This window comes from Olivibacter sp. SDN3, from assembly GCF_014334135.1.
Taxonomy (GTDB): Bacteria; Bacteroidota; Bacteroidia; order Sphingobacteriales; family Sphingobacteriaceae; genus Olivibacter.
This window is the reverse complement of the sequence record NZ_CP060497.1, coordinates 5,982,472-6,008,766: the sequence shown is the minus strand read 5'-3', so window position 1 is coordinate 6,008,766 and position 26,295 is coordinate 5,982,472. Positions and strand designations below refer to the sequence as shown.

The 26,295-nt window shown below is 39.2% G+C and carries 24 protein-coding genes and 1 tRNA gene; 15 read left to right on the top strand and 10 right to left on the bottom strand.

Going from position 1 to position 26,295, the window contains the following annotated elements; translation table 11 throughout:
- Both H8S90_RS25370 and lpxB read left to right on the top strand, forming a co-directional pair.
- Positions 1-270: a hypothetical protein gene (locus tag H8S90_RS25370; RefSeq protein WP_187340528.1), complete on the top strand. Its 270-nt coding sequence runs from the start codon at positions 1-3 to the stop codon at positions 268-270.
- A 16-nt stretch (positions 271-286) separates the two neighbouring features.
- Positions 287-1,411, top strand: a complete 1,125-nt coding sequence (gene lpxB / locus H8S90_RS25365) for a lipid-A-disaccharide synthase (RefSeq protein ID WP_187340527.1) — start codon at positions 287-289, stop codon at positions 1,409-1,411.
- On the opposite strand, the gene H8S90_RS25360 is transcribed toward lpxB, so the two are convergent.
- A complete protein-coding gene (locus H8S90_RS25360; RefSeq protein ID WP_187340526.1) occupies positions 1,388-3,475 on the bottom strand; it encodes a TonB-dependent receptor in 2,088 nt (695 codons plus the stop codon). The two genes, lpxB and H8S90_RS25360, sit on opposite strands and share 24 nt — an antisense overlap.
- A gap of 105 nt (positions 3,476-3,580) precedes the next feature.
- On the opposite strand from H8S90_RS25360, the gene H8S90_RS25355 reads away from it, so the two are divergent.
- Complete coding sequence (locus H8S90_RS25355) at positions 3,581-4,423, top strand: hypothetical protein (protein ID WP_187340525.1); 843 nt, start codon at positions 3,581-3,583, stop codon at positions 4,421-4,423.
- On the opposite strand, the gene H8S90_RS25350 is transcribed toward H8S90_RS25355, so the two are convergent.
- Positions 4,420-4,776, bottom strand: a complete 357-nt coding sequence (locus H8S90_RS25350; protein ID WP_187340524.1) for a hypothetical protein — start codon at positions 4,774-4,776, stop codon at positions 4,420-4,422. The genes H8S90_RS25355 and H8S90_RS25350 overlap by 4 nt on opposite strands.
- A gap of 196 nt (positions 4,777-4,972) precedes the next feature.
- On the opposite strand from H8S90_RS25350, the gene H8S90_RS25345 reads away from it, so the two are divergent.
- Entirely contained in the window at positions 4,973-6,514 is a 1,542-nt protein-coding gene (locus H8S90_RS25345; RefSeq protein WP_187340523.1) for a peptidase M61, read from the top strand.
- Positions 6,515-6,607: 93 nt separating this feature from the next.
- Here H8S90_RS25345 and H8S90_RS25340 read toward each other — a convergent pair whose 3' ends face one another.
- The 3 genes from H8S90_RS25340 to H8S90_RS25330 all read right to left on the bottom strand — a co-directional run bounded on the left by H8S90_RS25340 (position 6,608) and on the right by H8S90_RS25330 (position 8,389).
- Positions 6,608-6,982, bottom strand: a complete 375-nt coding sequence (locus H8S90_RS25340; protein WP_187340522.1) for a GreA/GreB family elongation factor — start codon at positions 6,980-6,982, stop codon at positions 6,608-6,610.
- Between the two features lie 447 nt (positions 6,983-7,429).
- Complete coding sequence (locus H8S90_RS25335; protein ID WP_187340521.1) at positions 7,430-7,903, bottom strand: OsmC family protein; 474 nt, start codon at positions 7,901-7,903, stop codon at positions 7,430-7,432.
- 18 nt (positions 7,904-7,921) lie between these two features.
- Complete coding sequence (locus H8S90_RS25330) at positions 7,922-8,389, bottom strand: nucleoside triphosphate pyrophosphohydrolase family protein (protein WP_187340520.1); 468 nt, start codon at positions 8,387-8,389, stop codon at positions 7,922-7,924.
- A 386-nt stretch (positions 8,390-8,775) separates the two neighbouring features.
- Here H8S90_RS25330 and H8S90_RS25325 point away from each other — a divergent pair, with 386 nt between their 5' ends.
- Entirely contained in the window at positions 8,776-9,126 is a 351-nt protein-coding gene (locus tag H8S90_RS25325; RefSeq protein WP_187340519.1) for a single-stranded DNA-binding protein, read from the top strand.
- A 63-nt stretch (positions 9,127-9,189) separates the two neighbouring features.
- Here H8S90_RS25325 and H8S90_RS25320 read toward each other — a convergent pair whose 3' ends face one another.
- The 4 genes from H8S90_RS25320 to H8S90_RS25305 all read right to left on the bottom strand — a co-directional run bounded on the left by H8S90_RS25320 (position 9,190) and on the right by H8S90_RS25305 (position 11,868).
- The gene (locus H8S90_RS25320) at positions 9,190-9,675 is read right to left on the bottom strand and encodes a hypothetical protein (protein ID WP_187340518.1); all 486 of its coding nucleotides are present in this window, start codon (positions 9,673-9,675) and stop codon (positions 9,190-9,192) included.
- A gap of 49 nt (positions 9,676-9,724) precedes the next feature.
- Entirely contained in the window at positions 9,725-10,429 is a 705-nt protein-coding gene (locus tag H8S90_RS25315) for an SDR family oxidoreductase (RefSeq protein ID WP_187340517.1), read from the bottom strand.
- A gap of 183 nt (positions 10,430-10,612) precedes the next feature.
- The gene (locus H8S90_RS25310; protein ID WP_187340516.1) at positions 10,613-11,530 is read right to left on the bottom strand and encodes a lysylphosphatidylglycerol synthase transmembrane domain-containing protein; all 918 of its coding nucleotides are present in this window, start codon (positions 11,528-11,530) and stop codon (positions 10,613-10,615) included.
- 11 nt (positions 11,531-11,541) lie between these two features.
- Positions 11,542-11,868: a hypothetical protein gene (locus H8S90_RS25305; protein ID WP_255501741.1), complete on the bottom strand. Its 327-nt coding sequence runs from the start codon at positions 11,866-11,868 to the stop codon at positions 11,542-11,544.
- Between the two features lie 370 nt (positions 11,869-12,238).
- Here H8S90_RS25305 and H8S90_RS25300 point away from each other — a divergent pair, with 370 nt between their 5' ends.
- The 6 genes from H8S90_RS25300 to H8S90_RS25275 all read left to right on the top strand — a co-directional run bounded on the left by H8S90_RS25300 (position 12,239) and on the right by H8S90_RS25275 (position 20,217).
- Complete coding sequence (locus H8S90_RS25300) at positions 12,239-12,757, top strand: hypothetical protein (RefSeq protein ID WP_187340514.1); 519 nt, start codon at positions 12,239-12,241, stop codon at positions 12,755-12,757.
- A 113-nt stretch (positions 12,758-12,870) separates the two neighbouring features.
- Positions 12,871-13,020 (top strand): hypothetical protein, encoded by a 150-nt coding sequence (locus H8S90_RS25295; RefSeq protein WP_187340513.1) that lies wholly within the window; start codon positions 12,871-12,873, stop codon positions 13,018-13,020.
- A gap of 49 nt (positions 13,021-13,069) precedes the next feature.
- Entirely contained in the window at positions 13,070-13,633 is a 564-nt protein-coding gene (locus tag H8S90_RS25290) for an RNA polymerase sigma factor (protein ID WP_255501973.1), read from the top strand.
- A 66-nt stretch (positions 13,634-13,699) separates the two neighbouring features.
- On the top strand, positions 13,700-14,881 hold the full coding sequence (locus H8S90_RS25285) for a FecR family protein (protein WP_187340511.1): 1,182 nt from the start codon (positions 13,700-13,702) through the stop codon (positions 14,879-14,881).
- A 219-nt stretch (positions 14,882-15,100) separates the two neighbouring features.
- Entirely contained in the window at positions 15,101-18,412 is a 3,312-nt protein-coding gene (locus tag H8S90_RS25280; RefSeq protein WP_187340510.1) for a TonB-dependent receptor, read from the top strand.
- Between the two features lie 11 nt (positions 18,413-18,423).
- On the top strand, positions 18,424-20,217 hold the full coding sequence (locus H8S90_RS25275; protein ID WP_222852195.1) for a RagB/SusD family nutrient uptake outer membrane protein: 1,794 nt from the start codon (positions 18,424-18,426) through the stop codon (positions 20,215-20,217).
- Positions 20,218-20,255: 38 nt separating this feature from the next.
- Here H8S90_RS25275 and H8S90_RS25270 read toward each other — a convergent pair whose 3' ends face one another.
- The gene (locus H8S90_RS25270) at positions 20,256-23,288 is read right to left on the bottom strand and encodes a DUF2723 domain-containing protein (RefSeq protein ID WP_187340509.1); all 3,033 of its coding nucleotides are present in this window, start codon (positions 23,286-23,288) and stop codon (positions 20,256-20,258) included.
- A gap of 373 nt (positions 23,289-23,661) precedes the next feature.
- On the opposite strand from H8S90_RS25270, the gene H8S90_RS25265 reads away from it, so the two are divergent.
- The 4 genes from H8S90_RS25265 to pth all read left to right on the top strand — a co-directional run bounded on the left by H8S90_RS25265 (position 23,662) and on the right by pth (position 26,276).
- Positions 23,662-23,732: transfer RNA gene (locus tag H8S90_RS25265), tRNA-Gln, on the top strand.
- A 69-nt stretch (positions 23,733-23,801) separates the two neighbouring features.
- Positions 23,802-24,758: a ribose-phosphate pyrophosphokinase gene (locus H8S90_RS25260; protein WP_187340508.1), complete on the top strand. Its 957-nt coding sequence runs from the start codon at positions 23,802-23,804 to the stop codon at positions 24,756-24,758.
- Positions 24,759-24,810: 52 nt separating this feature from the next.
- Positions 24,811-25,398 (top strand): 50S ribosomal protein L25/general stress protein Ctc, encoded by a 588-nt coding sequence (locus H8S90_RS25255; RefSeq protein WP_187340507.1) that lies wholly within the window; start codon positions 24,811-24,813, stop codon positions 25,396-25,398.
- A 317-nt stretch (positions 25,399-25,715) separates the two neighbouring features.
- Positions 25,716-26,276, top strand: coding sequence for an aminoacyl-tRNA hydrolase (gene pth, locus H8S90_RS25250; protein WP_187340506.1), 561 nt, complete (start codon positions 25,716-25,718; stop codon positions 26,274-26,276).
- Positions 26,277-26,295 lie beyond the last annotated feature (19 nt).

Here is a 26,295-nt window from a genome sequence, read left to right as displayed (position 1 = left end):
ATGATGAAAAAAAATCATTTGTTTGCAGGAATTATTGTTGGCGCTATTGCTCCTATCATAGCCTGTTTATTTGCAGAACATACCGTATTACATGAGCGTTTTGCCGATAAACCGCTTACTCTTTATATGATAGCAGGGACCGTTAATTTGTTACTGTTACGCTATTTTTATAAAAAAGATGCAAGTCAAACTGCTGGGGGGGTTATTGCGATAACTTTCATGGGTATCATCCTATTGCTGGTGTTTAAAGAAAACATCACTATTTTTTGAAGCGATAAAAATAAGTATGAATTATTATCTTATAGCAGGAGAGAGTTCTGGTGATCTACACGGAGCTAATTTGATTAAAGCGCTAAAAGTACTGGGTAAAACTGCGAAATTCCGTATCGTAGGAGGTGATAAGATGCAGCATGCAAGTAATGAAAAGGCTATTTTACATACTTCGCAGATGTCTTTTATGGGATTTGTTGAAGTTCTTTTCAACTGGAGAAGTATCTTTAAAAACCTGAAGAAGGTAAAAGAAGATTTAATCGCACATCGACCTGATGCATTGATCTTAATTGATTTCCCTGGCTTCAACTTAAAAATAGCATCTTTTGCGAAGGCTCATGGTATAAAAGTTTTCTACTATATATCGCCAAAGGTTTGGGCGTGGAATACCGGCAGGGTAAATCGGATCAAGCGTGTGGTTGATCATATGTTCTGTATATTGCCCTTTGAAGTTGATTTTTATGCAGAATGGGGCATGCATGTGGATTTTGTTGGTAACCCCCTGCTTGATGCCATAGCTAAACATACATTTAATAGCGGTTTTAAGGAGGCCAATGAATTACAAGATAAACCAATTATAGCTTTATTGCCTGGGAGTAGAAAGATGGAAATTAGCAAACTCATGTCAGAAATGATGCGTGTGGCACGCCTTTTTCCAGGCCACCAATTTGTAATTGCAGGTGCACCCAATTTTGATACTGCATATTATAGACAGTTTATGGGTGGGTTTGAAGTTCCGGTGGTCTTTAATCAGACCTATGACCTTTTGAAAGTGGCCGAAGCGGCCGTTGTAGCTAGCGGAACCGCTACTTTGGAAACGGCTTTGTTAAATGTTCCGCAGGTTGTGGTATATAAGGCAAATGCCGTATCTATTGCCATAGCACGAAAAGTGATTAAAGTGAACTTCATCTCATTGGTAAACCTGATCATGGATGAGGAAGTGGTAAAAGAGCTCATTCAGAAGGATGCTAATCATGATGAGATAGCAGACGAGCTGGATTTACTGCTTAATAAAAAGTCGTATAGGCAGCAGATGCTAGATAATTACGTTAAATTGCAGGAAATTATGGGGCAGCCGGGGGCTTCATCACGTGTAGCTGAACTAATCAATAAATACCTAAATCCTGAGGTTAAGTCCTAAGTAGTAATTGCGGGGCATGGCGGTATTAAAAAATCTATTTCCGAAGGCATTGATATCGTTTCCTAAGCTATAGCGCTGGTTCAATAAGTTGTCGGCACCGGTGAATATAGATAGGAGTATCTTTTTTGATACTTTGCAATCCCACATCAGTTTACCTTGTAAAAGCTGGTAGCTGTCTGCAAAAGCGGTGTTGGCATCATTTAATGGAATACGTGCGGTATAATTATGTTGAAGGTAAAAACTGATTTTTTTTGGGAATAAGGTATGTATGCTACTAACAACAACCTCTCCGGGTACCCCAGTGAGCTTATTGCCAGAGTAATCGTTATTATTGTCTATGTAATTGCTGAATCTAAAATGGCTCCAAGTGATGTTACTTGAAATACGAAGTCCGTTTATCAAGGTATGTTTACGAGGTTGGATGATCCAAGCACTTAGAGCGGCTTCCAAACCACGTTGTCGGACCCCACCGGCATTTGTAAAAAATTCCGCGCCGTCGTCATTTACTAATCTTACGATAGCGTCTTGCATGCGGTACAAAAATACAGACGCATCGGCCTGAAACCTATTCCCATTGCTCTGCCAGCGGAAGCCGGTTTCATGATTCCAGCCAGTTTCCGGCCGGAGAGCAGTATTGATAATATTGTCTGAAGACCTAACTTCGGCAGCTGAGCCCGGAGAGAAACCTCTTCCGGAGGATAAACGCCAGCTGCTGTTGGAATTAATGGTGTAAGATAAGGCGAAGCGCGGCATCCAGGCTGGACTAAAAGATACTTTCTGATAATCGCTGGTCTCGGGAAATAAGTTTTTATAGGCGTAATGATAGTAATTTAAACTCAAGGCAGTTTCTATATTTAAGCGACGGTTCACTTCTCCCCGAAACCTGACAAAATAGAAGTGTTGATCGTTTTTTAAAGCGTCGCCGGCCTGTTCATTCCCCTTAGTGCCCTGATTGTTATCGTAATTTAGTATATCTGCGTTGCCCTTTTGCCATTCTATACCTGCATGGGCCGTCCACATGAAATGCTGATTTTGGTTTTTTTCATAACTTAGATAGCTCCTGAAACCCATATTGTTTTCATAGCGATTTTCGTAATTCGTTATAAAAGGATTGGTGAAGTCGGTATACGAGCCGAAAATAGACACTACATGTTTAAATGAGTTGCTTAGGGCAGCTTCGTGTATTAATCCACCTTGTAGCGTTTTATTATAAATACCTGCCCTTTGTTCCACCGCTCCTGGAATAGGGCCGGCAGCTGGACGTGCCTGCCGGGGGTTTTCCAGGAACTGACTTTCAGTAAGCCCTCCCGGTGTTCGGTAATCCATGTTAGAATAAAAGCCTACTAGACGTAACTCGCTGTTATTTGTATATCTATAGCGTTGCACTGTTTGAAAATAGTGGCGTTTACTGGAGGTATTCTCCCGGTATCCATCGGCACGTTGAAAAGCATAGTTCATGCTGAAATGATATTTTGGGTTGACCACAAAATTTCCACTTAACTGTTGGTGATACAGCCCATAGGAGCCGCCACTACTGGTGATATTTAGACCCGTTTGACTGCTAATGTTAGGATTAATAAGTACGACACCGCCTGAGTTGGCACCAAATAAACTTCCGTCAGGTCCTTTTAAAACAGTGAGGCTTTGCAATGCGGAGGGGTCAAGTAAGTTAAGATAGGTGTTTCCCCCAGCATCCGTAAGTGGGATCTCATCAAAATATGTCTTAACATTTCTGATGCCAAAAGGTGAGCGCAATAAACTTCCGCGAATAGATAAACGATAGCTGCCGGGAGAGCGTTCTTCCATGCGTACGCCAGGTATGGTGTTCAGTGATGGGAGTAAGGTATTCCCTTGCTGTAATTTTAATAAGCCGGTGTCTATTAAGCCGATAGAGCTAGTAATATGGAGATAGGGTTGCGTACTCAGATATGCGCTAACTGTTGCCGACGGCAGTTCCCGTACGGTGGTGTCAATAGCTAATTGTTGTGCAAAGGTTTGGTTGATCAATACGGTTAATATGGAAAGCGCGGAGAAAATTAAACTATAGATATAACGGATCGTCATTTTATTGTGAATATTAAGCAATTAACGGTAATAAATTTGTCGCGTTATTTACCTGAAATGGTGTATTCAAATATAATTAATTATATTTATGAAAATCTAGAATGTATGAATAAGTATGTATCATTATTATTGCTTTTTGCTGTCGTATTTTCCTCTTGCTCTACCTATTATGTGAGTACTTTAGATAGTGTAGATATCAAGAAGGATGCGGAGACGGGTGTCTTTATATTTGAAAACGACTCGGTGATGGTATCGTATAATTTTTTTGGAGAGCATGCGCCGGTAAGTATTGCGGTTTACAATAAATTGGAGGAACCTTTATACATTGATTGGCAACGCTCGGCGTTGATAGTAGACGGTCAGGCCGTTAGTTATATGGGTGATGAAGTGGCCATCAGTGGAGTGACGAGGAATGTGGAAACCAGCTATAGAACATTTAACAATTGGCGTACATCGCGTGGGATCGGTACAATTGATGCTACCGCTAAATTGCCGAAAGGTTTAAGTTTTATTCCACCACATGCTACCATCGAGAAGACACAATTACAAATATCACCATCATTTCACCAGGATGTCGCCGACAGTGCTTACACGAAAGCTGATCTCGCAAAATTTGACGGCACCTTGGCCAGGATTAATCATAAGAACTACACAGATGCAAGTACGCCACTGGCATTTAAAAGTTACTTAACGCTGTATGTACTTGATGAGGCCACGGAGAAACCTAGGACAATGACCTTTGCCGAAGATTTCTTTGTGTCTGAATTGATTAAAACAACAGTTAATCCAGATAATTTGCTGAATTATAGGAATAAGCGCGGTGATACCTTCTTCGTAAAGAAGACGAAGGGCAAAGGGTTGGCGGTAGCGGGTGCTGTTGTTGCTGCAGCCGGTGTCGCTGCTGCTGCGGAACAGATAGATAATCATAACAACAAAACAGCTAATTAATAGCGACTGTTTTGCACAACGAGGAGTACTTCCTGGTCGTCAATGATTAGGTATCCATATTCATAACAGAAGAAATAGACACGACCTTTTGAAGTCTCCAGTAAGTTGGTAAAATAATGGAAGTTGAAGCCGTTTTCAAGTAGTTTTTCTTTTGCTACTACTTTTTTGCCATAAGGGTTTAAAGCGGCTAATATATTCCTGTTTTTCTTCAAAATACTATTTACTGATCGAATGTGCCGATGCTGTATGTAATTTCGCTTATTATTATAATTACTTCTGCACGCATCATTGCAGAATTTTTTGTCTGATCGGCCGATGAGCGTGCGTTTGCAGTCTAGGCAATTATAATCCATTGTCCGATTAAGGTTATTGTAAATGAAAGCTAACGGCAATTTAATTAAACAATTGGGTTTGCTAAAGCGAAACCAGTAAATGAACGAAAATGAACAACACTGTTTTTCATCTTTGTTATGCCAGTTGTACTGTAACAATTGGAGGAAGCTGCAGTCTATTTTAAAACAGCTATTTTGCAAAAAAAATATTATTCTGATGAAACGAACATTACTAATATTACTCTTACTGCATATTTTTAACAATCTTTTGTTGGCACAAGGCTATCGATATTCGGTTGACCTTAAAAATATCCAGAACGATAAGCTCTCCGTAACGTTACTTACACCAAATTTGACAGAAAAAAAGGCTGTTTTTGCGTTACCGAAGATTATTCCCGGTACTTATGCTATCAGTGATTATGGCAAATTCGTGACCGATTTAGCGGCTTACGATAAGAAGGGCAAAAAACTACAGGTAAAACAATTGAACGAAAATCAATGGGAGATAAAGAGGGCAAAGCGGCTTAATAAAATCACCTATGTTGTAGAAGATATATTTGATACTGAGATACCACATGAAATATATCCAATGGCTGCTACCAATATTGAAGCGCAAAATATCGTGATACATTCGCCAGGTATCTTCGGTTATTTGGAGGGAAAAAGCAAGCTGCCTTTTGAGCTGACTTTTGAAAAGCCTGCTAATTTCCATGCTTCTTCTAGCGGTGTTCCCGTTTCCAGCAATGCTGGGCAGGATGTCTTTAAGATGGAACATCTGGATGAATTATATGACACTCCTATTATGTATGGCATAGCGGATACAGCGAAAATACAAGTTGGAAACTGCGAAGTATTGGTGTCTGTGTATTCACCCAATCAGTTAATGCGAGCATCGGAAATAGCCGAGTGGCTGGCCGACTTACTCAAAGGCGCGAGAAAATATTTAGGAGGCAAATTGCCGGCCGATCGTTATGCATTTCTTTATTATTTTAAAGACCCGGCAGTGGAACAATCTTTTCCGCCCGGATTGGGAGGTGCACTTGAACATACTACTTCCTCTTTTTACTATCTTCCGGAACTCCCTGCCGAGAAGCTAAAAAATATTGTGGTAGACGTATCTTCCCATGAGTTCTTTCATATCATCACACCGTTGAACATTGCCTCCAAAGAAGTGAAGGAGTTTAACTATGATGAGGCGGTATTATCTAAGCATCTTTGGTTATATGAGGGAACTACAGAATACACAGCTCATCACGTGCAGGTAAAAAATGGATTGAATACGGTTCAACAATTCCTTGATAAACTGTCTGACAAAATTGTCGATTCGAGAGAAAGTTATGACGATAGTTTGTCTTTTACGCAGTTAAGTGCCCACGCCGCTTCAATACATGCCGGTCAATACGGGAATGTTTATCAAAAAGGAGCGTTAATTGCTGCCTGCTTGGATGTTTACTTGTTACATTTGTCGGAGGGAGGATACGGTTTAAAGGATTTAACACATGATTTGGGCATACGTTTCGGTAAAGACCGTTATTTTAATGATGATGAGCTATTTGATGAAATTGAAAAATTGACATATCCTGAGATTAAGCAATTTTTAGTTAAACATGTTCAGGAAGGTGTACCTATCCCATATGGCGAATATTTTGGATTGGCCGGGATAAAGTATTTGTCGTCGGAAGAAAAGGCATTAGTCTTAGACGACCAAGCAGGCGAAGAAGCAAAGTTGATACAAAAGGTTTGGTTGCTGGCTGAATAAAATAAGCTTAAGAAAGAAATATCCTTTAAGGTAAACAAAAGATAGCACGCGAAGCCTGTACTGTGCTATCTTGTTGTCCTTACCGGCTGTAGTTTAGTTAACCTTTATTATTTTATACTTTTTGAGGCCTGCAGGCATTTTCCATTCCACTTGATCGTTCTCCTTAAACCCAATCAATGCCGATCCTATTGGCGTTAAAACAGAAATCTTCTGTTGTTTGATATCTGCCTGTTCCGGAGGAACGATGGTAAGGACGGTTTTTATGTTTGTATCGAGGTCTTTTATTTCTACTACCGAGTTGATTTTTACTCTGTCTTTTGGGATTTCAGCTTGGGGTAAAATCTTCGCACGGCCCAGCTCGTATGCTAAAGACATGGTATTGTCGTTATTTTCTGTTGGTTTAACGTGTTTTGTCAGTAGGTTATAGTCTTCTTGACTTAACACTACTTGATTTTTGAGATTATTCATTTTGTTTTTTTTATATAGTTTTCAAGAGATTAAATTTGATAGAACACTTAATAATAGCTATTGGGTACTCCTGGATATAAAGCTCTTAAGTATTGTGAAAAAATGTTAAAGTGTCGTCCCCGAACTTTAAGAAGGTTAAAAAGTTAAGTTCGGGGATAATGATTCGAATATTTTTGGTCTGGAAATATCGAGAAGAGAGAAGCCCTCGTTAGACAAAACAGTAGGTGTGGATTTAAGACAGGAACCAGCCATTATCGCCTTAAGGAATATGATCCCATAAGGCAAAGTTGTAACTCCATATTTTAAATCTTCAGTCATTATCTATAATAAATACGATTCATTCGACTTATGGAAAGCTTCTCTTTATGTTAATTCTAAAAGAGATATAGTAGCACCCAAGTTGCAAGTTACACAAATAAGCGATAACATGCAATGAGATGGGCCGACTTATTTAATTGCCGAACAAGACGGAGTGTGATGCACAGGGAAATTTACAGAGTTGGCTATAAAACATAATTTGTTCGCTTGTTTATGCAACTCCAATGCTTTGCTTATCATCGTCTCTTCGACTACGGCTACTTGAGGTTTTAGCGTTACTTCCGAAAAATATCCACTGCCATTGGCTGTTTCTATCATAAGGCCCGACGCATGATCTTGATAAGATTCTACGATAATTTTAGCTTCAGCACATAGATGAAGATACCATAACATATGACAACTCGAAAGCGAAGCTAATAGAAGCTCCTCGGGATTATATTTTGTCCGGTCACCGCGAAAAGCAGGATCGGACGAACCTTCAATAACAGGCTTGTTTTCAATGTTAATGAGATAACTGCGATCAAATGACCGATAGTCTTTGGTTCCTACACCTGTATTTCCAGTCCACTGGTTGGTTAATTGATAGCTATGTGTTTTTTTCATAGGTATATAAAAAGCAATTTATTCTTCCACAATACTTTTGAGATCGGCAGGGGAGTAGTTTACTGACTTTAATGTTTTTTTATCTTCTTTTCGGTATACCAGATATAAACCATCTTGCTGTTCATAGTAGCATGCTACCCCTTTACTATTATAGTGTAAAATGGTAGCTTCGGCTTCTTCGAGCGTTTTACAAGCCTTACTCATATTGGAACGCTGAACTTCATCAAATAATGCTTTGAATTTATCTGCCAATCCAAATTCTAAAATGGCTCCAGATAGGACATACTGTATATCGCATAAAGCATCGGCGACTTCCACTATGTCATTGTTCTGGATGGCTTCTTCCAACTCTTTTAATTCTTCGGCTATGAGTGATACCCTTAGTTTGCAACGTTGCTCACCAGGTATTGCCGGGTGTTCTAAAATGGGATGTTTAAATGTTTTATGAAATTCTGCTACAGAAGTCAATGTGATCGGGTCTTGCATATGATGTTTTTTTTTCAAACTTAAAAAAAATGAATGAACCGTCCATGCTTAAAATTTCATTTCATTCATATGGGGAATGTGAATCTCTGCTGTAATAAGCGCTATACGAGCAATGGATAGCAAAATAACTACTAGTTAGGCTCATGGCTACCACTCGAAATTAAATACTGGTGAAAAATTATTTATAGGTGAAATATAGGTTTCGGAATTTTAGCAAAGGTAGCCAGCTTTACTTATAATAGCCGATTATATACGTATATATACGGTTATATCCGTGTATCTTCCGAATACTTTCAGTAGGTATCTGACCTTTGTGTCAACGTAAGAAGGACTATATAGCGTTTTATTACACAGTGATTTTGAAATAAAATTAAATATCAATTTTTATGAATACATTAAAAAATAGCGTCAGATTAACGGGCTTCCTAGGGAATGACCCTGAGGTGAGAAAATTTGGAGAAAATAAAAGTTTAGCCCGGGTTTCCATCGCAGTTAATGAGCGATTCAAAAACCATCAGGGAGAATGGTTAACAGACACCCAGTGGCACCATTTGGTGCTTTGGGGAAAACATGCAGTTTTTGCCGAGAAAAGTTTGCGGAAGGGGAGTGAAGTTGCAATTGAAGGGAAATTGATCAACCGAAGTTATATGGACAAGGACGGAGATACAAAATATGTAACGGAAATCGTTGTAAATGAAATTCATACTTTTCAACGTAAGACAACGTTGTCAGAATAGATAGGTAAAACTCACCGGGCGCTGAATACGCTTCGGCGGATCCACAGTCCGGTGGTTTATTGGCTAAAGACTTTTTCTGAAACTATCGCGGGTGTATGGCCCAGGAACGGCATGGTCGCCTTCTTTGAAGTTGAAGTTTACTACCTTTATGTCAGGTAATTCCGTGAAAGCATACGTGGCCTCTGCTAAATAGGTCAGTGCTCCGGTTGTACCATACTGTTGAGTTAGAAATGTAGCGTCATCGATATTGACCTGCAAGGTGTCATGACTTGATGCTCCAAGCTTTAAATCGATATCCGGGTATTTAATATTCAAAGCTTCCAGCAGTTCTTCTTTATTTAAAGGAACTTTACTTCTCTGCGGGTTTTCTTCGATTTCAATGGCGGCTGTTTCGGTATCGGCCACTACAATATAAGGAAGGGTCAATGTCTTTGCTTCATCAAGTGCATGTGGGTCTGCATCTGCCTTTTGTTCTTGCAGAGACTTATCTTCCGCTTCTCGATCTTCTCTATTGCTCTGACAGGCCATGAAGAAGAATGTTATTATCATTGTTAAAATAGTTATTAAGCTGTTAATATGTTTCATGATAAAAAAGAATTTAAGGCGTGGTAACTGCTACCGGCAGCACCTTACCGTTAAAAAATTTGTGCCCTGTTAGCGCAAAATCTGCAATATATTTACCCATTTCAAAGGCGGCAATGGGTGATTCATAGTTAGGGAACGCTTTTTCCAGCATTTCTGTTTGCGCAGATCCAATCGCCAAGCAGTTTACATGGATCTTTTCCTCACTAAGCTCAATTGCTAAACACTCTGTAAGTGCATGTAAAGCTGCTTTACTGGCAGAATATCCCGCAAGTCCTGGAAACTTAATGCTTCCTTGAAATCCTCCCATGCTACCGATGTTTACAATATGACTGCCTTTTGGCATTATAGGCACCAATTGCCTGATCATTTTTACATGTCCCAAGATATTGGTTTGAAGCATTTCTGCAAAATCAATCGTGCTGGTTTCCATAAATGGTTTGTTAATGAGAACACCCGCATTATTTATAAGTATATCTACATGACCTATTTTTTCTTTTATAAATGGTAATAATCCCGTTTCATAGTCATCATGCACAATATCAAATCTAGCGGGATAGATATTGCAGTCTGGATTTAAGCCTTTTGCGATTTCATACAGTTTCTTAAGTTTATCGTGGGATCTCGCTAAGGCAACAACATGATTTTCATTACGTAAAGTAAGCTCCAAAACGGCCTCAAAACCTATTCCACTGCTTGCTCCTGTTATTATTATATTCATTCTATTTTATTATTTTCAGTAGTCCCTGCCCATTATAGGCGAACAGGGAACATTTACCGATTTTATGTTTATTGTATTATGCTAATTGCATATAACCCCTTAACACAATTACACTGCTGCGTAATAAATGTTTGAATACCTGTTAAATTCTAATATGCCAAAATGAGGGATATAGTTGGTCATCTAATCATTTTCCTCCATATCTTGTAATGCTATTTCATCTGTTTCAGGTAATTTCTCCTCTCCAAGTGCTTTGGGGTAAAATGTGAAATAGGAGCCTGATAATGAAATAATTGCAGATATAAAATAGGAAATTAAACTAATCAAAACAGCACGGTGGGGATCAAGCTCAAAATAATCAGATCCGTAAATAAAAACCACTTCTCTAGCGCCTAAACCGCCTATAGATAGGGGGATTACCGCTATGATCTGCGAAAGTAAAAATAGTAATAGGTAAGGTGAAAATTTACCTTGAAAGTCAAGACCGTATAATATACAGATGGCACAAATGATCTGTAAGGATTGTACACCGATAGCCTTGAAATGTTTAAAAATAAACTGTGTGCTATATTCGGAAAAGAACCGGTGCATAAGCAAGTAGTATATGATAGTGCCTACGAAGACACCGCCTATGGGAGCCCAATTCGGGATGCCTAAACGTGGTATAAAAATAACTAAGGCAGCCGTTATTAAACATAAGGCCCACATACCGCTTAGCCGATCAAAAAAAACGCATGATAACAATTTCCTTCCCTTGACTTTAAATTTTTTTCTTAAGAAATAGATTTTGTAGCCGTCACCTCCGATTCCTCCGGGAAGGGAAAGATTATAAAACATACCCAGCAAATATAATTTGAAATTGTATACCTCAGGTAATTCCAGTTTAATCCCTTTAAAGAATGTATTGAGACGCCACGCCGAAATGACAATGGAAGTGAAGAAACTCAAAAAGCCCAATAATAGAAAAATGGGGTTTGATTTGGTAAAAACCTCTTTCAAATCTTTCAAACTAACTTTAGAAAAAACCAGGTATAATGCGAAAGCGGTAACAGCTAATTTAAATATAAATTTGGAAGCGTTCCAAAATTTTTGTCGACTCATCAGTAATAAATCTACTTGTATATCAGCGGGTATAAACGTACAAAAAGAAGAATGATATATACAATTAACAGTAGTGTATTAAGTGATAGCATCCAGTTAAGATCTGTTTTTTCGTGTTTTGCCCTGCCTGTTAATACAAGTAAGGTTAGGAAGCTGAGAAACAAAATCAACGGGAAGATAAAAACCCATTTGTTCTCAATGTACACATATGTAGTTTCCATTTTAGCGGCTATTTCATTGTCTATAAACATAGGAGCGATAGCTGCTGCTAGCAACAATATAAATAGTCTAACCAATAATTTGGCTGTAAACTTACTTATGGTATGATTTTTGGGCATTTTTTTCATCCGTGTTTTAAATTTTATAATATCGCTGAGCTGAAATCAATTTCGATCAATTCATTTTATTGAGTTTTGAAGAATGATTTCAAAATTCATTTTCCCCCCTGTTAAATTGTTTCACAATTGCGGAGGAGTGATTGATAAATTCTTTTAATGCCATCTTTCGGGGCTTTTATATAAAAGAATTTTATCTAAGTTTGCATAACAACACCATAACGTGAATACATGTAGTATGCCGATTGTATTGTTAAAGGAAACAAATGTACAATTTTATTGCATTAACAGTAAAATTATGACAGGCGATTAAGCGATAAAACAAGTATGTTACGATAGTAAGGTGATATTTCAGAACAATAAATTGAATTAAATGAAAACAACTGTAAAATTTTCGGCTTTTTTTTTAGTGTTGGCACTGTTTCTCAGCGCCTGTTCGTCTTCTAGGCAAACCAGCAGCTCTTCACCAAGTGCAGGACAATGGAAAAGAGGTGTGCGGGGGCAATGGGTATTGAATGCTGTTGAAAAACAGAATTTCCCTGCCGGAGCCAGTGTAAAACGTATTTTTGATGAAGCGCCAATTGAGTGTTTTATTGGGAGTACCTGGAATCTCGTAGCTAATGGAAATGGAGGGATAACTTTTGCGGCAAACGGAGAGCTATGTGCTCCCGGAGCAACAAGAGATATCTTCTGGTCTGTTTATACACCTGAAGGGGGTGAGGCACAATTTCAGTTTAAAAAATTATATCCGGGAGAGAAGGCGAAAAACGTAACTGAAGGATATCGATTAGATTTGGCTTATGCCGATGAGCAAACGCTCACTTTGCACATGCCGGTAAATGTGGGGGGAAGTGATGAAGCCTTTTTAGAGTTTCAGTTTGCTAAAAAATAAATCTGTTACAGAGATAGCTAATTATTTAAAAAAAAACGGTGTTAAGCAACACCGTTTTTTTTATGCTTAAAATAATAAAACAACTACATTTACCGACCTAAAAATATACACACATGATAAAATTTAATAAAACAGCTATAGTTTTGGCTGTTGCGATATTTATGGCCGGCGGTACGGCGACTTTTGCTCAGGACAATTTAGTTAAATCGCTGAATGAGAATCTAATTTATTGGCTTTTGATGGAAAACAAGTTAACTTTGTAGCCTGTCTAGATACCAGCAATTATTGCAATAGTAAACCTAATTTATATTGATGGGCATAGTTGGTGAAAATAACCCTAGAAATTTTATAAATGATAATGCTGAGAAGTTATTTAAAACACATTATCGTTCATTATCTTACTTTGCATACCAATTACTTCAGGAAAAGCATACAGCCGACGATGCGGTGCAAGAGGCCTTTTTAGCGTTATGGGATAAGAAGGAAATTCTTTCAGATCATCCTATCGCTATCAAGAATTTTTTGTATACGCACGTAAAAAATATCTGCCTTAATATACAAAGAAGGAAAAAAGTGATAAATAGATATTTCGAGACAAGGGAAGAAGTTGATGACGAAGAGGATACCGTATTAGAGGCGCTTATCAACGCGGAGGTATTAGATGAACTCTATCAAGTCGTTGCTACATTGCCGGAGAACTGTCAGGAAATATTCAGATTGGGCTATTTAGAGGGGCTTAAAAATGCGGAAATAGCTGAAATGCTTGGAATAAGTGTTAATACCGTAAAAACTCAAAAACAACGAGGACTCAAGATTCTCAAAAAGAAGCTACATCCCTCGGTGCTGAATGTTTTAATTTTTTTTCTAAATTTTTAATGTCTGTTGTCATCCTTTTCTTTAGACTTGGTTTCTTTATCCATGTACTAATCTAGAAACCAACGTTTGAAAAAGGAAGATTTTCATATTGCACAAATAATTGCCAATTATATACGTAGTGAATCCACGCCTCTGGAAGAAAAGGAGCTAAATGAATGGTTGAATCAAGATGAAACTCATCATAAGATATTAGCAAATTTTAAAGATGACCGAAAAGTATTAGACGGAATATCTTATATCGCTGACATTGACGTGGACGTGGCCTGGAAAAAGCAACGTAGGCTAAATACGATAAGAGCCAAAAAGAATAAGCGGTTATACCTATCGTACGCGGCAGTATTCGCGGCAATAGTTTGTACACTCCTTGGTATATATCAATTTCACTTTAATAAAGAAATTTCTGATCGTATAGTTCCTTATGTAGGTAGTGCACATGCAAATGATATATTGCCAGGATCAGATAAAGGTATATTGATTTTGTCGAATGGAAAGAAAGTACCGTTGGGGCCGGAGGAACAAGCACTTAACGAAACAAATGGCATTCAGATTAATAGTGACAATAATTCGGTAGCTTATCATAACGGCGCGATAGTTAGTCAAGGAGAATTGTTGTACAATGAGTTACATACGCCAACTGCTGGTACTTATCAGTTGACGTTATCCGATGGAACAAAGGTTTGGCTCAATGCGCTGTCGGAACTACGTTTTCCTATTCAATTCTCTTCTGATGAGCGAAAGGTTTTTTTGAAGGGTGAAGCCTATTTTGATATAGCCAGAGACCCCGACAGACCTTTCAAGGTGATGGCAAGTCAGGTGACTACGGAAGCTCTCGGTACGCAATTTAACATTTCTGCTTACGATAAACAATTTCAAGCGATCCTGACGGAGGGGGTTGTGAAAGTTGTGGGCAATAAAAATTCGGCGAAGCTTTATCGCGGACAAGAAGCTACACTTGCAAAAGGTAGCTTAAAAGTTTCTGTTGCTGATATAGAAAAAGCTACCGCTTGGAAAGAAGGATACTTCTACTTCAACGAGCAACCGTTAAAAGAAGTCCTGGAGGAAATTAGTAGATGGTACAATGTAGATATCAAGTATAAGAAGAATGTTAGAAAACAGCGAATTACCGGAACAGTCAGTCGAGCAGATAAATTAAGTGAAGTATGTGACGTTCTCGAAGTTGTTAGTGACTATAAATTCTATATTATAAATAATAAGCTAATAGTTTATGCTAAAGAGACTACATTATAAAATAAGAGAAGAAAGGAGGCTGAAACATATGAAATAATACATGTTATCTAAAACAAAAAACCGGAAGTGTGCGGGCACTCCCGGAATGAATTACGGCTAACTAATTACAATCTAAAATTTAATAACCATAATCTTACCAAAATTATGAATAACTTTTCTCTTGGCCAAGTGCCGGAGGGTGAAAGCTTTTGCCCATTTATACCTAAGATTATACTAATAATGAAACTTATAGTTGTTTGGGTGTTACTTTTTTCATTTGCAGCCCATGCAAATCTAAAGGCACAAAAAATATCGATCAATGTTAAAGAACTCCCATTACCGGATTTTCTGGAGGTGGTTAAAAAACAAACTGGAATACGGTTTATTTATGATAGTGATATAATGCGTAGTAGTAAGCCTGTCAGTATACAAGTAGCTGATATGGACTTCTTAAAAGTATTAGATCGGGTATTGGCAGAACAGTCACTCTCTTATAAAAAAATAGCGGGCACAGTAGCTTTAAGGAAAAAAACAACAATAACACTGGTAGAAAAAGCAGAGCAGCAAGAGACTATTACTGTTACAGGTACAATCACTGATAGCACAGGAGCTGTTTTACCAGGGGTGTCTATTCGGGTTAAGGGAGAGCAGCGAGGCACTACTACCAATGAGGAAGGAAAATATGTGATAGATGTTCTCGAGAACGCTATTTTATCCATATCCTATGTTGGGTATAAATCGAAAGAAGTATTTGTCGATAAAGAAACGTTGATCAATATCGAATTGCAGGCCGACGCCAGTAGTTTAGAAGAAGTAGTTGTAGTGGGGTTTGGCGTGCAAAAGAAATTAACCAGCATTGGTGCTCAATCTACGGTACGCCCTACAGAGTTAAAAACGCCAGTAAGGAATCTATCTACTGTACTTGCGGGACGACTATCAGGGATAGTAGGGGTGCAGCGGTCAGGTGAGCCCGGGTATGACAATGCAAATATTTTTATTCGTGGACAGGCAAGTCTAAGTGGTTCCAGTGCTCCTTTGGTTTTGGTTGACGGGGTGGAACGACCCTTTCAAGATATTGATCCGGAGGATATTGAGAGTTTCTCCATCTTAAAAGATGCATCTGCCACGGCTGTATATGGCGTAAGAGGTGCCAATGGTGTTATTCTCATCAACACAAGAAAAGGGGCTGTGCAAAAGACAAAGGTCGTAGCGGGTTATAACGAGGGGATCTCTGATTTCGTTAGGGTGCCTCAATTTGTTGATGGCCCTACTTATATGTCCTTGACAAATGAAGCACTAACCAATAGGGGAAGGAGTGCTGCTTATACTGCTGAAGAAATTGAGCTAACGAGAACAGGTATAGACCCCGACCTTTATCCCAATGTGAATTGGATGAACGAACTGTTTGAAGATTTTGGTCGGAATCGGCGGTTTAATTTAAATATGACGGGAGGATCTGAAAGGGCAAATTTTTATGTTTCTGCCGCCTATTTTAACGAAGTAGGGCTATTCAAAAGAGATGAGTTGCAGCGATATAATTCGAAAATGGCGCTCGATCGTTATAATTTTACTGCCAACCTATCCATGCAGGCAACTCCTACCACCAAGGTTGATTTGGGCGTGCAAGGATTTATACTGGATGGCAATTATCCGGGCGCTGGTACAGAAAATATTTTTGGTCGGACAATGGATATTACGCCGGTACTTTTTCCTTTAAGGTATACTAATGGGGCTCTGGCTGAAGCTAGAGTAGATGCAGGTGGACCAAATAGTTTGAGTAATCCCTACACGATGTTAACGCAAACTGGCTTTGCAAAGCACGTAAGAAACCGGGTAAACTCGAATATAAGGGCTACACAAGATTTTAATTTTATAACTCCAGGCCTAACAGCTTATGCTATGTTCGCTTTCGATTATTATAATAGTACGACGATGCGTAGACATCGGGTTCCAGACACCTACTATGCTACGGAGCGTAACGAGGCTGGTGAGCTTATTTTACAGCAAACGAACGTCGGTAGCCCGTATTTGAGCTTTGAACGAACAGGTAATGAAATGGAACGTCGCTTTTATACGGAGGCGGCGATCAATTATGTGCGGAGTTTTGATAAGCATAATGTTACCGGGATGTTTTTATTCAATCAATCGGACTTTATAAACTCTATAGCTAATGATTTCATAAACTCCCTTCCTTATAGATATAGAGGCTTTGCGGGAAGAGGGACATACGATTTTGACAATCGGTATCTATTGGAGCTAAATTTTGGCTTTAATGGATCAGAGAATTTTCTGCCTGAGAGACGATATGGCTTTTTCCCTTCGCTGGGCCTTGGGTGGGTGTTGTCGGAAGAATCTTTCTTTAAGTCTTTAAAAGGTTTTGTTCCCTTAGCTAAATTTCGCTTTTCGCACGGTGTTGTTGGCAATGCGGATATTGGTGGGAGGCGTTTCGCATATATAGGAACAGTAGGAGAAGGTTCTGGAGGATATCAATTTGGAGAAACTTATAATCGCCACTTTGATGGAACAGATTTCGAAGAGTATGCCGTAGATGTAACATGGGAAAGGTCAACCAAGACCAACCTGGGCATTGACTTCGATATTTTTAAAGGTGACCTAAATGTACAGTTTGATCTATTCAGGGAGCTACGGGATGGTTCTTTTTTGAGGAGGAGTGCAGTTCCGGCGTTTGTTGGACTGATTAACAACCCATACGGTAACCTTGGAAGAACGGAGAATAAGGGTTTTGATGCTTCCATGACGTATCGCAAAGATCTGTCCAATAGTTTTAGCTTGAATTTTCAACCGACAATCACTTATAACAGAACAACTGTAATTGAGGATGATCTGCCACTTTGGAATTATCCGTGGCGTGAAAGAAAAGGTCAACAGATTGGTCAAAGATTTGGCTACATAGCGGAAGGTTTTTTTACTAGTGAGGAGGAGATACAAAACAGCGCGACACAGGTGGGAGATACCAGGCCGGGTGATTTAAAGTATGTTGATTTAAATGGCGACGGCTTAATTGATGCAAATGATGAGGCTCCTATTGGCTATGGATCTTTTCCTAGGTTGGTATATGGAATGCGTTTCGGATTTAATTATAAGCGATTTTCTGTTGCTGCATTTTTTCAGGGCATTGGAGATGTGGATATTTTATTAAACGGCGTAGGCTTTGCTCCTTTCCAAAGAGGTGGTTCGGAAGGGAATGTTTTTACCTTGGTGAACGAAGATCGCTGGACAGTAGAAAACCCAAACCCAAATGCATTTTACCCAAGATTATCTTTTGGTGACGAAAATATGAATTATCGTACAAGTTCTCATTGGGTTCGGAACGGTGCTTTTTTGCGCTTAAAGACCGTTGACGTCAATTATACGTTTAACCCGAAGCTCGTAGAAAAGTTAAGGTTGAGTTCTGCCACCATTTTTTTTCAGGGATTTAATTTACTGACGTTCTCAGATTTTGACCTTTGGGATGTTGAACTCGGGGATGGTAGGGGCGCAATATACCCTCAACAAAAAATATACAGCCTGGGTTTACAGGTAACCTTTTAAACCAAATAACTATGAAAATTTATAATAGATTCTTCTTTAAGATTTGTATGGTTTGCGGCTTGTTGATTATTCTTTCTTCTTGCCAAAAAGATTTTTTTGATCAGGTGCCAGATGATCGAATTACAATGGAGGACGTGTTTAACCGCCGCGTGGATTCAGAGAAATATTTAGCGAATATTTATAATAGAATAAAAGAAGAGGGAAATCAATGGACAGAAAACCCTTGGGTGGGAGTTGCGGATGAAGCAGATATGACTTGGGCCCAACATTTTACAGCTTTTATTAATCTTGGTTCTTGGGATCCCAACGCGAATTATGCACAGCATTGGCAACACTACTACCAGGGAGTTCGCTCAGCTACTTATTTTATGGAAAATATAGGAGGGAATGAAGAGATTTTAGCGCTTGGTCAGCAGGGTGAACAGCTAATTGCTCGTTATACCGCGGAGGCAAGATTCTTGAGAGCATACTTTTACTTCTGTTTATTGAGACAATACGGACCTATTATTCTTGTTCCCGAGTTGATCGCTCCTGATGCACCGTTGGAAGAAGTCCAGTTTCCACGTAGTACCTACGATGAGTGTGTAAATTATATCGTGGGCGAGCTGGATGAAATAGCTGAGCAATTGCCAAGCGCATATTCAGATCCTACGGAAAAAGCTCGTGCTACATCCGTGTGGTGCAGGGCTGTTAAATCTAGATTGTTATTATACGCTGCTAGCGCCTTATATAATGGGAATACAGATTATGCCGGGTTTACAAATACGGATGGTACGCCGTTGATTAACCCGCAATACGATGAAAATAAATGGCGAGTGGCAGCTGAAGCGAGTAAAGCGTTGATTGATTTAGGGATGTTCGAATTATATAAAGAATATGACAGTGAAGGAAATATTGATCCATTTTTATCCTATCAGAACGTTTTCTTGGAGCATTGGAATTCAGAGCAGATTTTTGTGCGTATGGATTGGGATCATCAAGGCTGGGAGAGGTACAGCACACCACGGATAGCGAGCGGTTATAGCGGTGTTGGTGTAACACAACAACAGGTAGATACTTATTTTATGGAGAATGGAAAAGCGATAGATGAAGAGGGATCAGGATACTTGGAGGAGGGCTTTGCTGCAAGTGATGGTAAATATCATCATCGGCATGATTATAATATGTATGCAAATCGTGAACCTAGGTTTTATGTTTCCATAGTCTACAATGGTTCTTATTGGATCAATACCAGTGAAGGGGATAGACAAATCGGACTACATCGAACAGGAAACTCGGGACTTCAAGGTTCTTGGGATCACAGTAAAACCGGTTATCTCGTTAGAAAAAATATTCACCCAAATTCAAACCCTCGGATTGGTTTATGGAATAGAAGACCGTATGCGCATTTTCGATTAGCAGAAATCTATCTAAATTATGCAGAGGCATTGAATGAATATGATCCGGGTAACATTGACATCACAAGGTATCTGAATTTGGTCAGAGAGCGTGCGGGGTTACCCCCGGTAGAAAATGGCCTGTCTCAAGAAGAGATGAGACAACGGATTCGGCAAGAGAGGCGTGTAGAGTTGGCTTTCGAAAGTCATCGTTTTTTTGATACACGCAGATGGAAAATAGCAGAAGAAACAGACGGAGGAAACTTCTACGGGATGAATGTCGAAGAAGGAAACAGCTATACAGATCCTTCATTTTACCAACGCACCGTATTTGAACGACGTGTTTTTCAGTCCAAACATTATTTGTGGCCTATTCCTCAGTCAGAAATGGATAGAAATAGAAACTTGATCCAAAATCCGGGATGGTAATAACAAAAGAAAGCGGGATATCCTGCTTTCTTTTGTTATTATTGAGAACCCCCAAATAGTTTCTCGATTTCATTTAATGAATCTTCTAGCGCTTTTGCCTGCTTTTCCTGTTTGTATTCTTTGGCAAGCTCTGCGGAACTGTAGATAACCTGTGTACCCATTTGGATATTCTGCATTTCTAGATTTGGCTTGGTCTTCGATATGGAAATGTAGTACTTTAAGAGATCACTTACATATTTACCGTTTCTTTCGACCAATTCATTTGCCTTTTCTATAGAGCCCGCTTGGTATAGTTGCCTATTTAAGAAATAAAGTACCCGGGCCTCGCGGAGCGAGTAAATACGTTCTGGTATAACTTCTAAGCACCTGCTCAAGACCTTTTGTGCTTCTTCCGGTTTGCCTTCTTCGATCAACGACTGGCTAAGGGTGCTGAAATTATTAATAATGAGCGATAGCATGCCGTAAGATTCAGGATCTAGGTAGCGGGCATCTGCCAGATTTCCCCAAGCAAATTTATTCATGGTGTTTTCGTAGAGCGCTTCTGTATTAACCGATTCTCCCATGGACATTTCCTCTTCTGATGGCTTGTCTAATCGTATAGGCATGAGCCGCATAGCGAATCCTTCATTGATCAAATAATTATCTAATCCTAGATAGTTACTATTAGGAACGGTTGTGGCAAAATAAATTGGTCTTTTCCAGTCGTTATGCACCAAGATGTCGAATATTGCCAATTCTGCTTTTGAAACATAGTCTTTATTATAGTCCCAAACCATAGTGTCTACAATATTGTCTTTCCATTTGGCTGGAACGACGTTGTTGCCCACTACATCTTCTTTATTCACAGTTAACTGAAATTTTTTGGTAAAAAGATAGTTAGATCGGCTTCCGTCTTGATATTCAACCTGATCGTTGGGATTGTCAGAGAGCAACACATCTAATACACTACCTAGCTCAACAGGTGTTTTAAATCCTCTATCCATATAAGACATACCGTCACGGGTGCCCTGTTTAAATTGACTGTCTGTCATGGTGATGGGTAGCCCTTCTGCTTCGTTTACTTTTTCTTTCATCTGGCGTACATACCAATCGGCACTTAATAGACTTAAGTTAACGATGCGTACGTCTGGTCTGAAATTTTCTACTTCCTGCACATACCATAACGGATAGGTGTCGTTATCTCCATAAGTGAACAATATGGCATTGGGAGCACAGGATTCCAGGTAATTTTTGGCAAGATCGCGTGCGACGTATTTGGTTGATCGGTCATGGTCGTTCCATCCTTCTTTTGCCATTAATACCGGTGCAACTAATAAACCAATGACAGTTGCTATTATTCCAGCATTTTTTTGGTTCGTTTTCTTTTGAAAGAAGTCTGCCAGACCAATTACCCCTAGACCTATCCATATAGCAAAGGCGTAAAATGAACCTGCATAAGCGTAATCCCGCTCGCGTGGTTGCATCGGTGTCTGGTTGAGATAAAGCACAATGGCCAAACCTGTGAAGAAAAAGAGTAGACCTACAATACCTGCATCCTTTTGGTGCCTTTTGAAATGCCATAAGGCTCCTATAATACCCAATATGAGTGGTAAGCCATAATACTTATTATTGGAAGGATCTGTTTTAAGGGATTCCGGTAAGACCTCCTGGCCACCTAAGCGCGCCTGATCGATGGGTTTTATTCCGGTGATCCAATTGCCTTCGGTAAAGCTGCCATCTCCTTTTTGATCATTTTGTCTGCCAACAAAATTCCAGAAGAAATAGCGGGCATACATATGACCGATCTGATAGGTGAAAAAGAAATTGAGGTTGTTACCGAAGGTTGGCTGCTCATTTTCGCCCATATTAAGCCAGCTACGATAAAATTGTGGGTGGCCACGACCGGCATCACTGCTGTAAATACGTGGAAAAACAGTTTCACGATCGTATATGTAGTTGTACTTACGACCGATATTTTCATACTTTTCTTCACCTTTTATATAGGTACTACCTCCTTCGCTTCTGTCGATTGGTTTAGATGTAAAATAGGGGCCTTTCACTAATGGTTCTTCTCCATATTGTTCTCTGTTGAGGTAACTTAGGAAAGAGAAGGCATTATCGGGATCACTATTGTTTAGACTGGTATCTGCTTTGGCACGCACTAAGATCATGGCAAAAGAACCATAACCAAAGATGATAAAGCAAATGGCCAATAAGATGAGATTTAATCGTGGTTTCAGCTGTTTGATCGAATAAAAAATGCCATATGTTAGTCCGCCGATGATCAACAGGGTAAAGAATACGACACCGAAACCAAATCCAAATCCCAAACTGTTTACGAAGAAAAGATCAAAGTAGGCCGCGAATTTGATAAGGTACTGAATAATTCCCCATAATACAAAAGCTACTATGACAATACCTATGAGAAGTGCCTTAAATATACCACCATTGGTAGCCTGTTTGGTTCTTTTGAAATATACAACTAGTGCCAATGCGGGAATTGTTAAAAGATTGAGCAAGTGAACACCAATTGATAGCCCCATAATATAAGCAATGAAGAGTAGCCATTTATCGGCACGGGGTTCACCTGCATGCGCTTCCCATTTCAGGATAGCCCAAAAAACGATGGCGGTACATAACGATGACATCGCATAAACTTCTGACTCTACTGCCGAGAACCAAAAAGTGTCTGAAAACGCGTAGGCCAGTGCGCCGACTAAACCCGCTCCGATAATCTGTATTAAGTTACCTTGCGTGAGCTCGGTACCATTTTTCCATAAAACCTTTCGCGCTAACGCGGTGATCGTCCAGAATAAGAATAAAATGGTAAGACCGCTGGATACAGCGGAACCAAAATTCATCCAGTAGGCAAGAGCTTCTTTATTACCAAAAGCTAGATTGCTGAAGATATTCTGCAACATCAGAAATAAAGGTGCTCCAGGCTGATGCACTATCTGCATTTTATAAGCTGCGGCGATAAATTCTCCACAATCCCAGTAACTAGCAGTAGGTTCCAGTGTTAACACATAAACGATGGTGGAAATCAAAAAGGTTATCCATCCAAATAAATTGTTCGTCTTGTTATAATCCATTAGCTCTTATTTGTTTGTTCTTGTTGACAAATCGTCTTTTTGTTGAAATTTCTTTCAACGTATAACGCTTAAAATGTTTGAAAGTACAATTATGTGCCGAAAATAAGTATTAGTATTGATATAAGTAAAAATTAGAAAGCAAAAATGAAAAAGCATGGGTTTTGTAGAAGCAGGTGGAATAGGCTACTGTGTGGGCTTCGTGACCTAATGTATAGTGTTTTGATGCGTCTAGCTAGGTATTGATAGAAAATCTGACTGAGAATCAATGTGATTATGCTGTAGGTAAAAAAAATGGTTTAAATATTTTGTGTATTTAAAATATCGCTTTATATTTGCACTCCGTTTACAGCAAAAACCTAGTAAACGAAAGGATTGCCCGATAGTATAAAGGTAGTACAACTGATTTTGGTTCAGTTTGTCTAGGTTCGAATCCTGGTCGGGCAACAACAAAAAGAGAGTCGGGTCGTTAAGAAAAAAACGGCCCGAATTTTTTTAAACACCAAACCCGCACTCATGCCTCTGCAATTTAACACGGTTAAATTATTTGCTGGATCAGGTACCGTTGAACTGGCAAACAAAATCTCAAAATCTTATGGTAAAGAACTAGGAGAAATGACTCTTTCGCGCTTCAGTGATGGGGAATTTCAACCTTTCTACAGCGAGTCTATTCGTGGTAGCGATGTGTTCCTGATTCAGTCTACTTATCAACCAACAGACAATCTTTTTGAACTATTATTAATGATTGATGCTGCTAAGAGGGCATCGGCACATTACATTACCGCTGTGGTGCCTTATTTTGGTTATGCTCGGCAAGATCGTAAAGATAAGCCCAGAGTTGCTATAGGAGCAAAAATGATTGCCAATCTACTGACTGCTGCTGGTGCTCATCGTATCATGACTATGGATTTACATGCAGCTCAGATACAGGGTTTTTTTGATATCCCCGTTGATCATTTAGATGCAGCTAGTATTTTTGTGCCACATATAAAATCGCTTAATCTTCCTAACCTAACTATTGCTTCACCTGATATGGGCGGCTCTTATCGTGCACGCACTTTTGCAAAATATTTTAATGCAGAAGTGGTTATTTGTGATAAGCAACGGAAACGGGCAAACGAAATCGAGTCGATGTCTATTATCGGGGATGTGAGCGGACAGGATATCGTTTTGATTGATGATATCTGCGATACTGCAGGAACGTTGTCAAAAGCGGCTTCATTGATTATGGAAAAAGGTGCGAGTAGTGTTCGCGCGGTTTGCACGCATCCTGTTCTCTCTGGAAAGGCATATGAAACGATTGAAAATTCTGTTTTAAGCGAGTTGATTGTTACGGACACGATTCCATTGAAAAAACAAGGCGGTAAAATTAAAGTCTTGTCTACTGCCGATCTGTTTGCAAGAGCCATCACTAATATCAACGAACATGGCTCAATAAGTGAGTTGTTTAAGATTATTGATCAAAATAAATAGTGATTTGTGAATAGTTTTTTCTATCTTTGCGACCTTTAAAATTAGAAATAAAATGAAATCAATTGCTATTAGCGGTTCTCTAAGAGAGAACGTAGGGAAAAGAGGCGCAAAAGAATTACGCTACGAAGGTAAAGTTCCAGCGGTTCTGTATGGTGGTGAGAAACAACATCACTTTGCTGTGTCCGCAGCTGATTTGAAATCGGTGATTTATACGCCAGATGTTCATTTCATAGACCTTGACATAGAAGGAAAGAAGTTTAATGCTATTGTTCAGGAAACTCAATTTCATCCATTGACTGATCAGGTTATCCATGTTGATTTTTTGGAACTGGATGATAAAAAAGAGGTTTCTACGTACATACCAATAGAATTGACAGGTACTTCTCCTGGTGTAAAGATGGGAGGGAAGTTGGTTCAGAAGTTGCGTAAGCTTCGTGTAAAAGCACTACCTAAAGATATGCCGCAAACAATCGAGGTAAGTTTGGAATCTCTAGTGGTTGGTAAATCTGTTCGAGTTGAGGCTATTTCGCTAGAAAATGCCAAAGTGCTTAACAATGCCGATGATACTATTGTATCTGTAGTTATGTCTCGTGCATTGAAGCAGGCTGAGCAGGAAGCTGCTAAAGCTGTTAAGAAATAATAGGATAACATTTGTTAGAAAAAAGCGTTCGTCGATTTGGCGGATGCTTTTTTTTTGCTATTTTTCCCTGAGATCAAATATTTTTTAATAAAAAAAGAGTGAGAACTTATTTATAATCATGAACTGCCCATGTTTAAAATTTCATTTTCATCACGCAGGTAAATGTAAATTTATTCACGGGTCTTAATGTTAAATTGGTGTTCATCAGCCCTTCGGGGTTTAAACATGGTAAGCCCCATCTGGCAGATGGATAAAAAACCACTTTGTGTTTCATGAGTGCCGTTAATAAAATAAAAACGACGAATAATTATTTATAGATGAAATACCTGATCGTAGGATTGGGCAATATAGGCCCGGAATATGCTGACACCCGTCATAATATAGGTTTTATGGTGGCAGATGAACTTGTGAAGGAGGCACAGGCATCTTATTCTACATTAAAATATGCGTTCTATTCTGAATTTAAACTTAGGGGAAGGACCGTTTACGTTGTTAAACCAACCACCTTTATGAACCTTAGTGGTAAAGCAGTTAATTACTGGATGCACGAATTGAGAATACCACTTCAGAATATATTGGTAATTGTAGACGATTTAGCACTTCCCTTCGGAAGCATCCGCATCAAACCAAAGGGCAGTGCCGCGGGCCACAATGGTTTAAAAAGTATCGAAGCCCTGTGTGGAGGACAACAGTATCCACGACTGAGATTCGGAATAGGAGATAGTTATCCCAAAGGTAGACAAATTGATTATGTATTGGGGCCCTTTGATAAAGAGGAGCAGTTGGAACTGCCGGGTCTTATTCAACATGCAGTTGGAGCAGTAAAGAATTTTGTGAGTGTGGGTATCGAGTTAACCATGACAAATTTTAATAAATAAAATAATTCTTAAAACAATA

What these genes read in the sequence shown, in the direction of transcription:
- H8S90_RS25370 (WP_187340528.1), top strand. Translation starts at nt 1, where the DNA reads ATGATGAAAAAAAATCATTTGTTTGCAGGAATTATTGTTGGCGCTATT.
- lpxB (WP_187340527.1), top strand. Translation starts at nt 287, where the DNA reads ATGAATTATTATCTTATAGCAGGAGAGAGTTCTGGTGATCTACACGGA.
- H8S90_RS25360 (WP_187340526.1), bottom strand. Translation starts at nt 3,475, where the DNA reads ATGACGATCCGTTATATCTATAGTTTAATTTTCTCCGCGCTTTCCATA.
- H8S90_RS25355 (WP_187340525.1), top strand. Translation starts at nt 3,581, where the DNA reads ATGAATAAGTATGTATCATTATTATTGCTTTTTGCTGTCGTATTTTCC.
- H8S90_RS25350 (WP_187340524.1), bottom strand. Translation starts at nt 4,776, where the DNA reads ATGGATTATAATTGCCTAGACTGCAAACGCACGCTCATCGGCCGATCA.
- H8S90_RS25345 (WP_187340523.1), top strand. Translation starts at nt 4,973, where the DNA reads ATGAAACGAACATTACTAATATTACTCTTACTGCATATTTTTAACAAT.
- H8S90_RS25340 (WP_187340522.1), bottom strand. Translation starts at nt 6,982, where the DNA reads ATGAATAATCTCAAAAATCAAGTAGTGTTAAGTCAAGAAGACTATAAC.
- H8S90_RS25335 (WP_187340521.1), bottom strand. Translation starts at nt 7,903, where the DNA reads ATGAAAAAAACACATAGCTATCAATTAACCAACCAGTGGACTGGAAAT.
- H8S90_RS25330 (WP_187340520.1), bottom strand. Translation starts at nt 8,389, where the DNA reads ATGCAAGACCCGATCACATTGACTTCTGTAGCAGAATTTCATAAAACA.
- H8S90_RS25325 (WP_187340519.1), top strand. Translation starts at nt 8,776, where the DNA reads ATGAATACATTAAAAAATAGCGTCAGATTAACGGGCTTCCTAGGGAAT.
- H8S90_RS25320 (WP_187340518.1), bottom strand. Translation starts at nt 9,675, where the DNA reads ATGATAATAACATTCTTCTTCATGGCCTGTCAGAGCAATAGAGAAGAT.
- H8S90_RS25315 (WP_187340517.1), bottom strand. Translation starts at nt 10,429, where the DNA reads ATGAATATAATAATAACAGGAGCAAGCAGTGGAATAGGTTTTGAGGCC.
- H8S90_RS25310 (WP_187340516.1), bottom strand. Translation starts at nt 11,530, where the DNA reads ATGAGTCGACAAAAATTTTGGAACGCTTCCAAATTTATATTTAAATTA.
- H8S90_RS25305 (WP_255501741.1), bottom strand. Translation starts at nt 11,868, where the DNA reads ATGCCCAAAAATCATACCATAAGTAAGTTTACAGCCAAATTATTGGTT.
- H8S90_RS25300 (WP_187340514.1), top strand. Translation starts at nt 12,239, where the DNA reads ATGAAAACAACTGTAAAATTTTCGGCTTTTTTTTTAGTGTTGGCACTG.
- H8S90_RS25295 (WP_187340513.1), top strand. Translation starts at nt 12,871, where the DNA reads ATGATAAAATTTAATAAAACAGCTATAGTTTTGGCTGTTGCGATATTT.
- H8S90_RS25290 (WP_255501973.1), top strand. Translation starts at nt 13,070, where the DNA reads ATGGGCATAGTTGGTGAAAATAACCCTAGAAATTTTATAAATGATAAT.
- H8S90_RS25280 (WP_187340510.1), top strand. Translation starts at nt 15,101, where the DNA reads ATGAAACTTATAGTTGTTTGGGTGTTACTTTTTTCATTTGCAGCCCAT.
- H8S90_RS25275 (WP_222852195.1), top strand. Translation starts at nt 18,424, where the DNA reads ATGAAAATTTATAATAGATTCTTCTTTAAGATTTGTATGGTTTGCGGC.
- H8S90_RS25270 (WP_187340509.1), bottom strand. Translation starts at nt 23,288, where the DNA reads ATGGATTATAACAAGACGAACAATTTATTTGGATGGATAACCTTTTTG.
- H8S90_RS25260 (WP_187340508.1), top strand. Translation starts at nt 23,802, where the DNA reads ATGCCTCTGCAATTTAACACGGTTAAATTATTTGCTGGATCAGGTACC.
- H8S90_RS25255 (WP_187340507.1), top strand. Translation starts at nt 24,811, where the DNA reads ATGAAATCAATTGCTATTAGCGGTTCTCTAAGAGAGAACGTAGGGAAA.
- pth (WP_187340506.1), top strand. Translation starts at nt 25,716, where the DNA reads ATGAAATACCTGATCGTAGGATTGGGCAATATAGGCCCGGAATATGCT.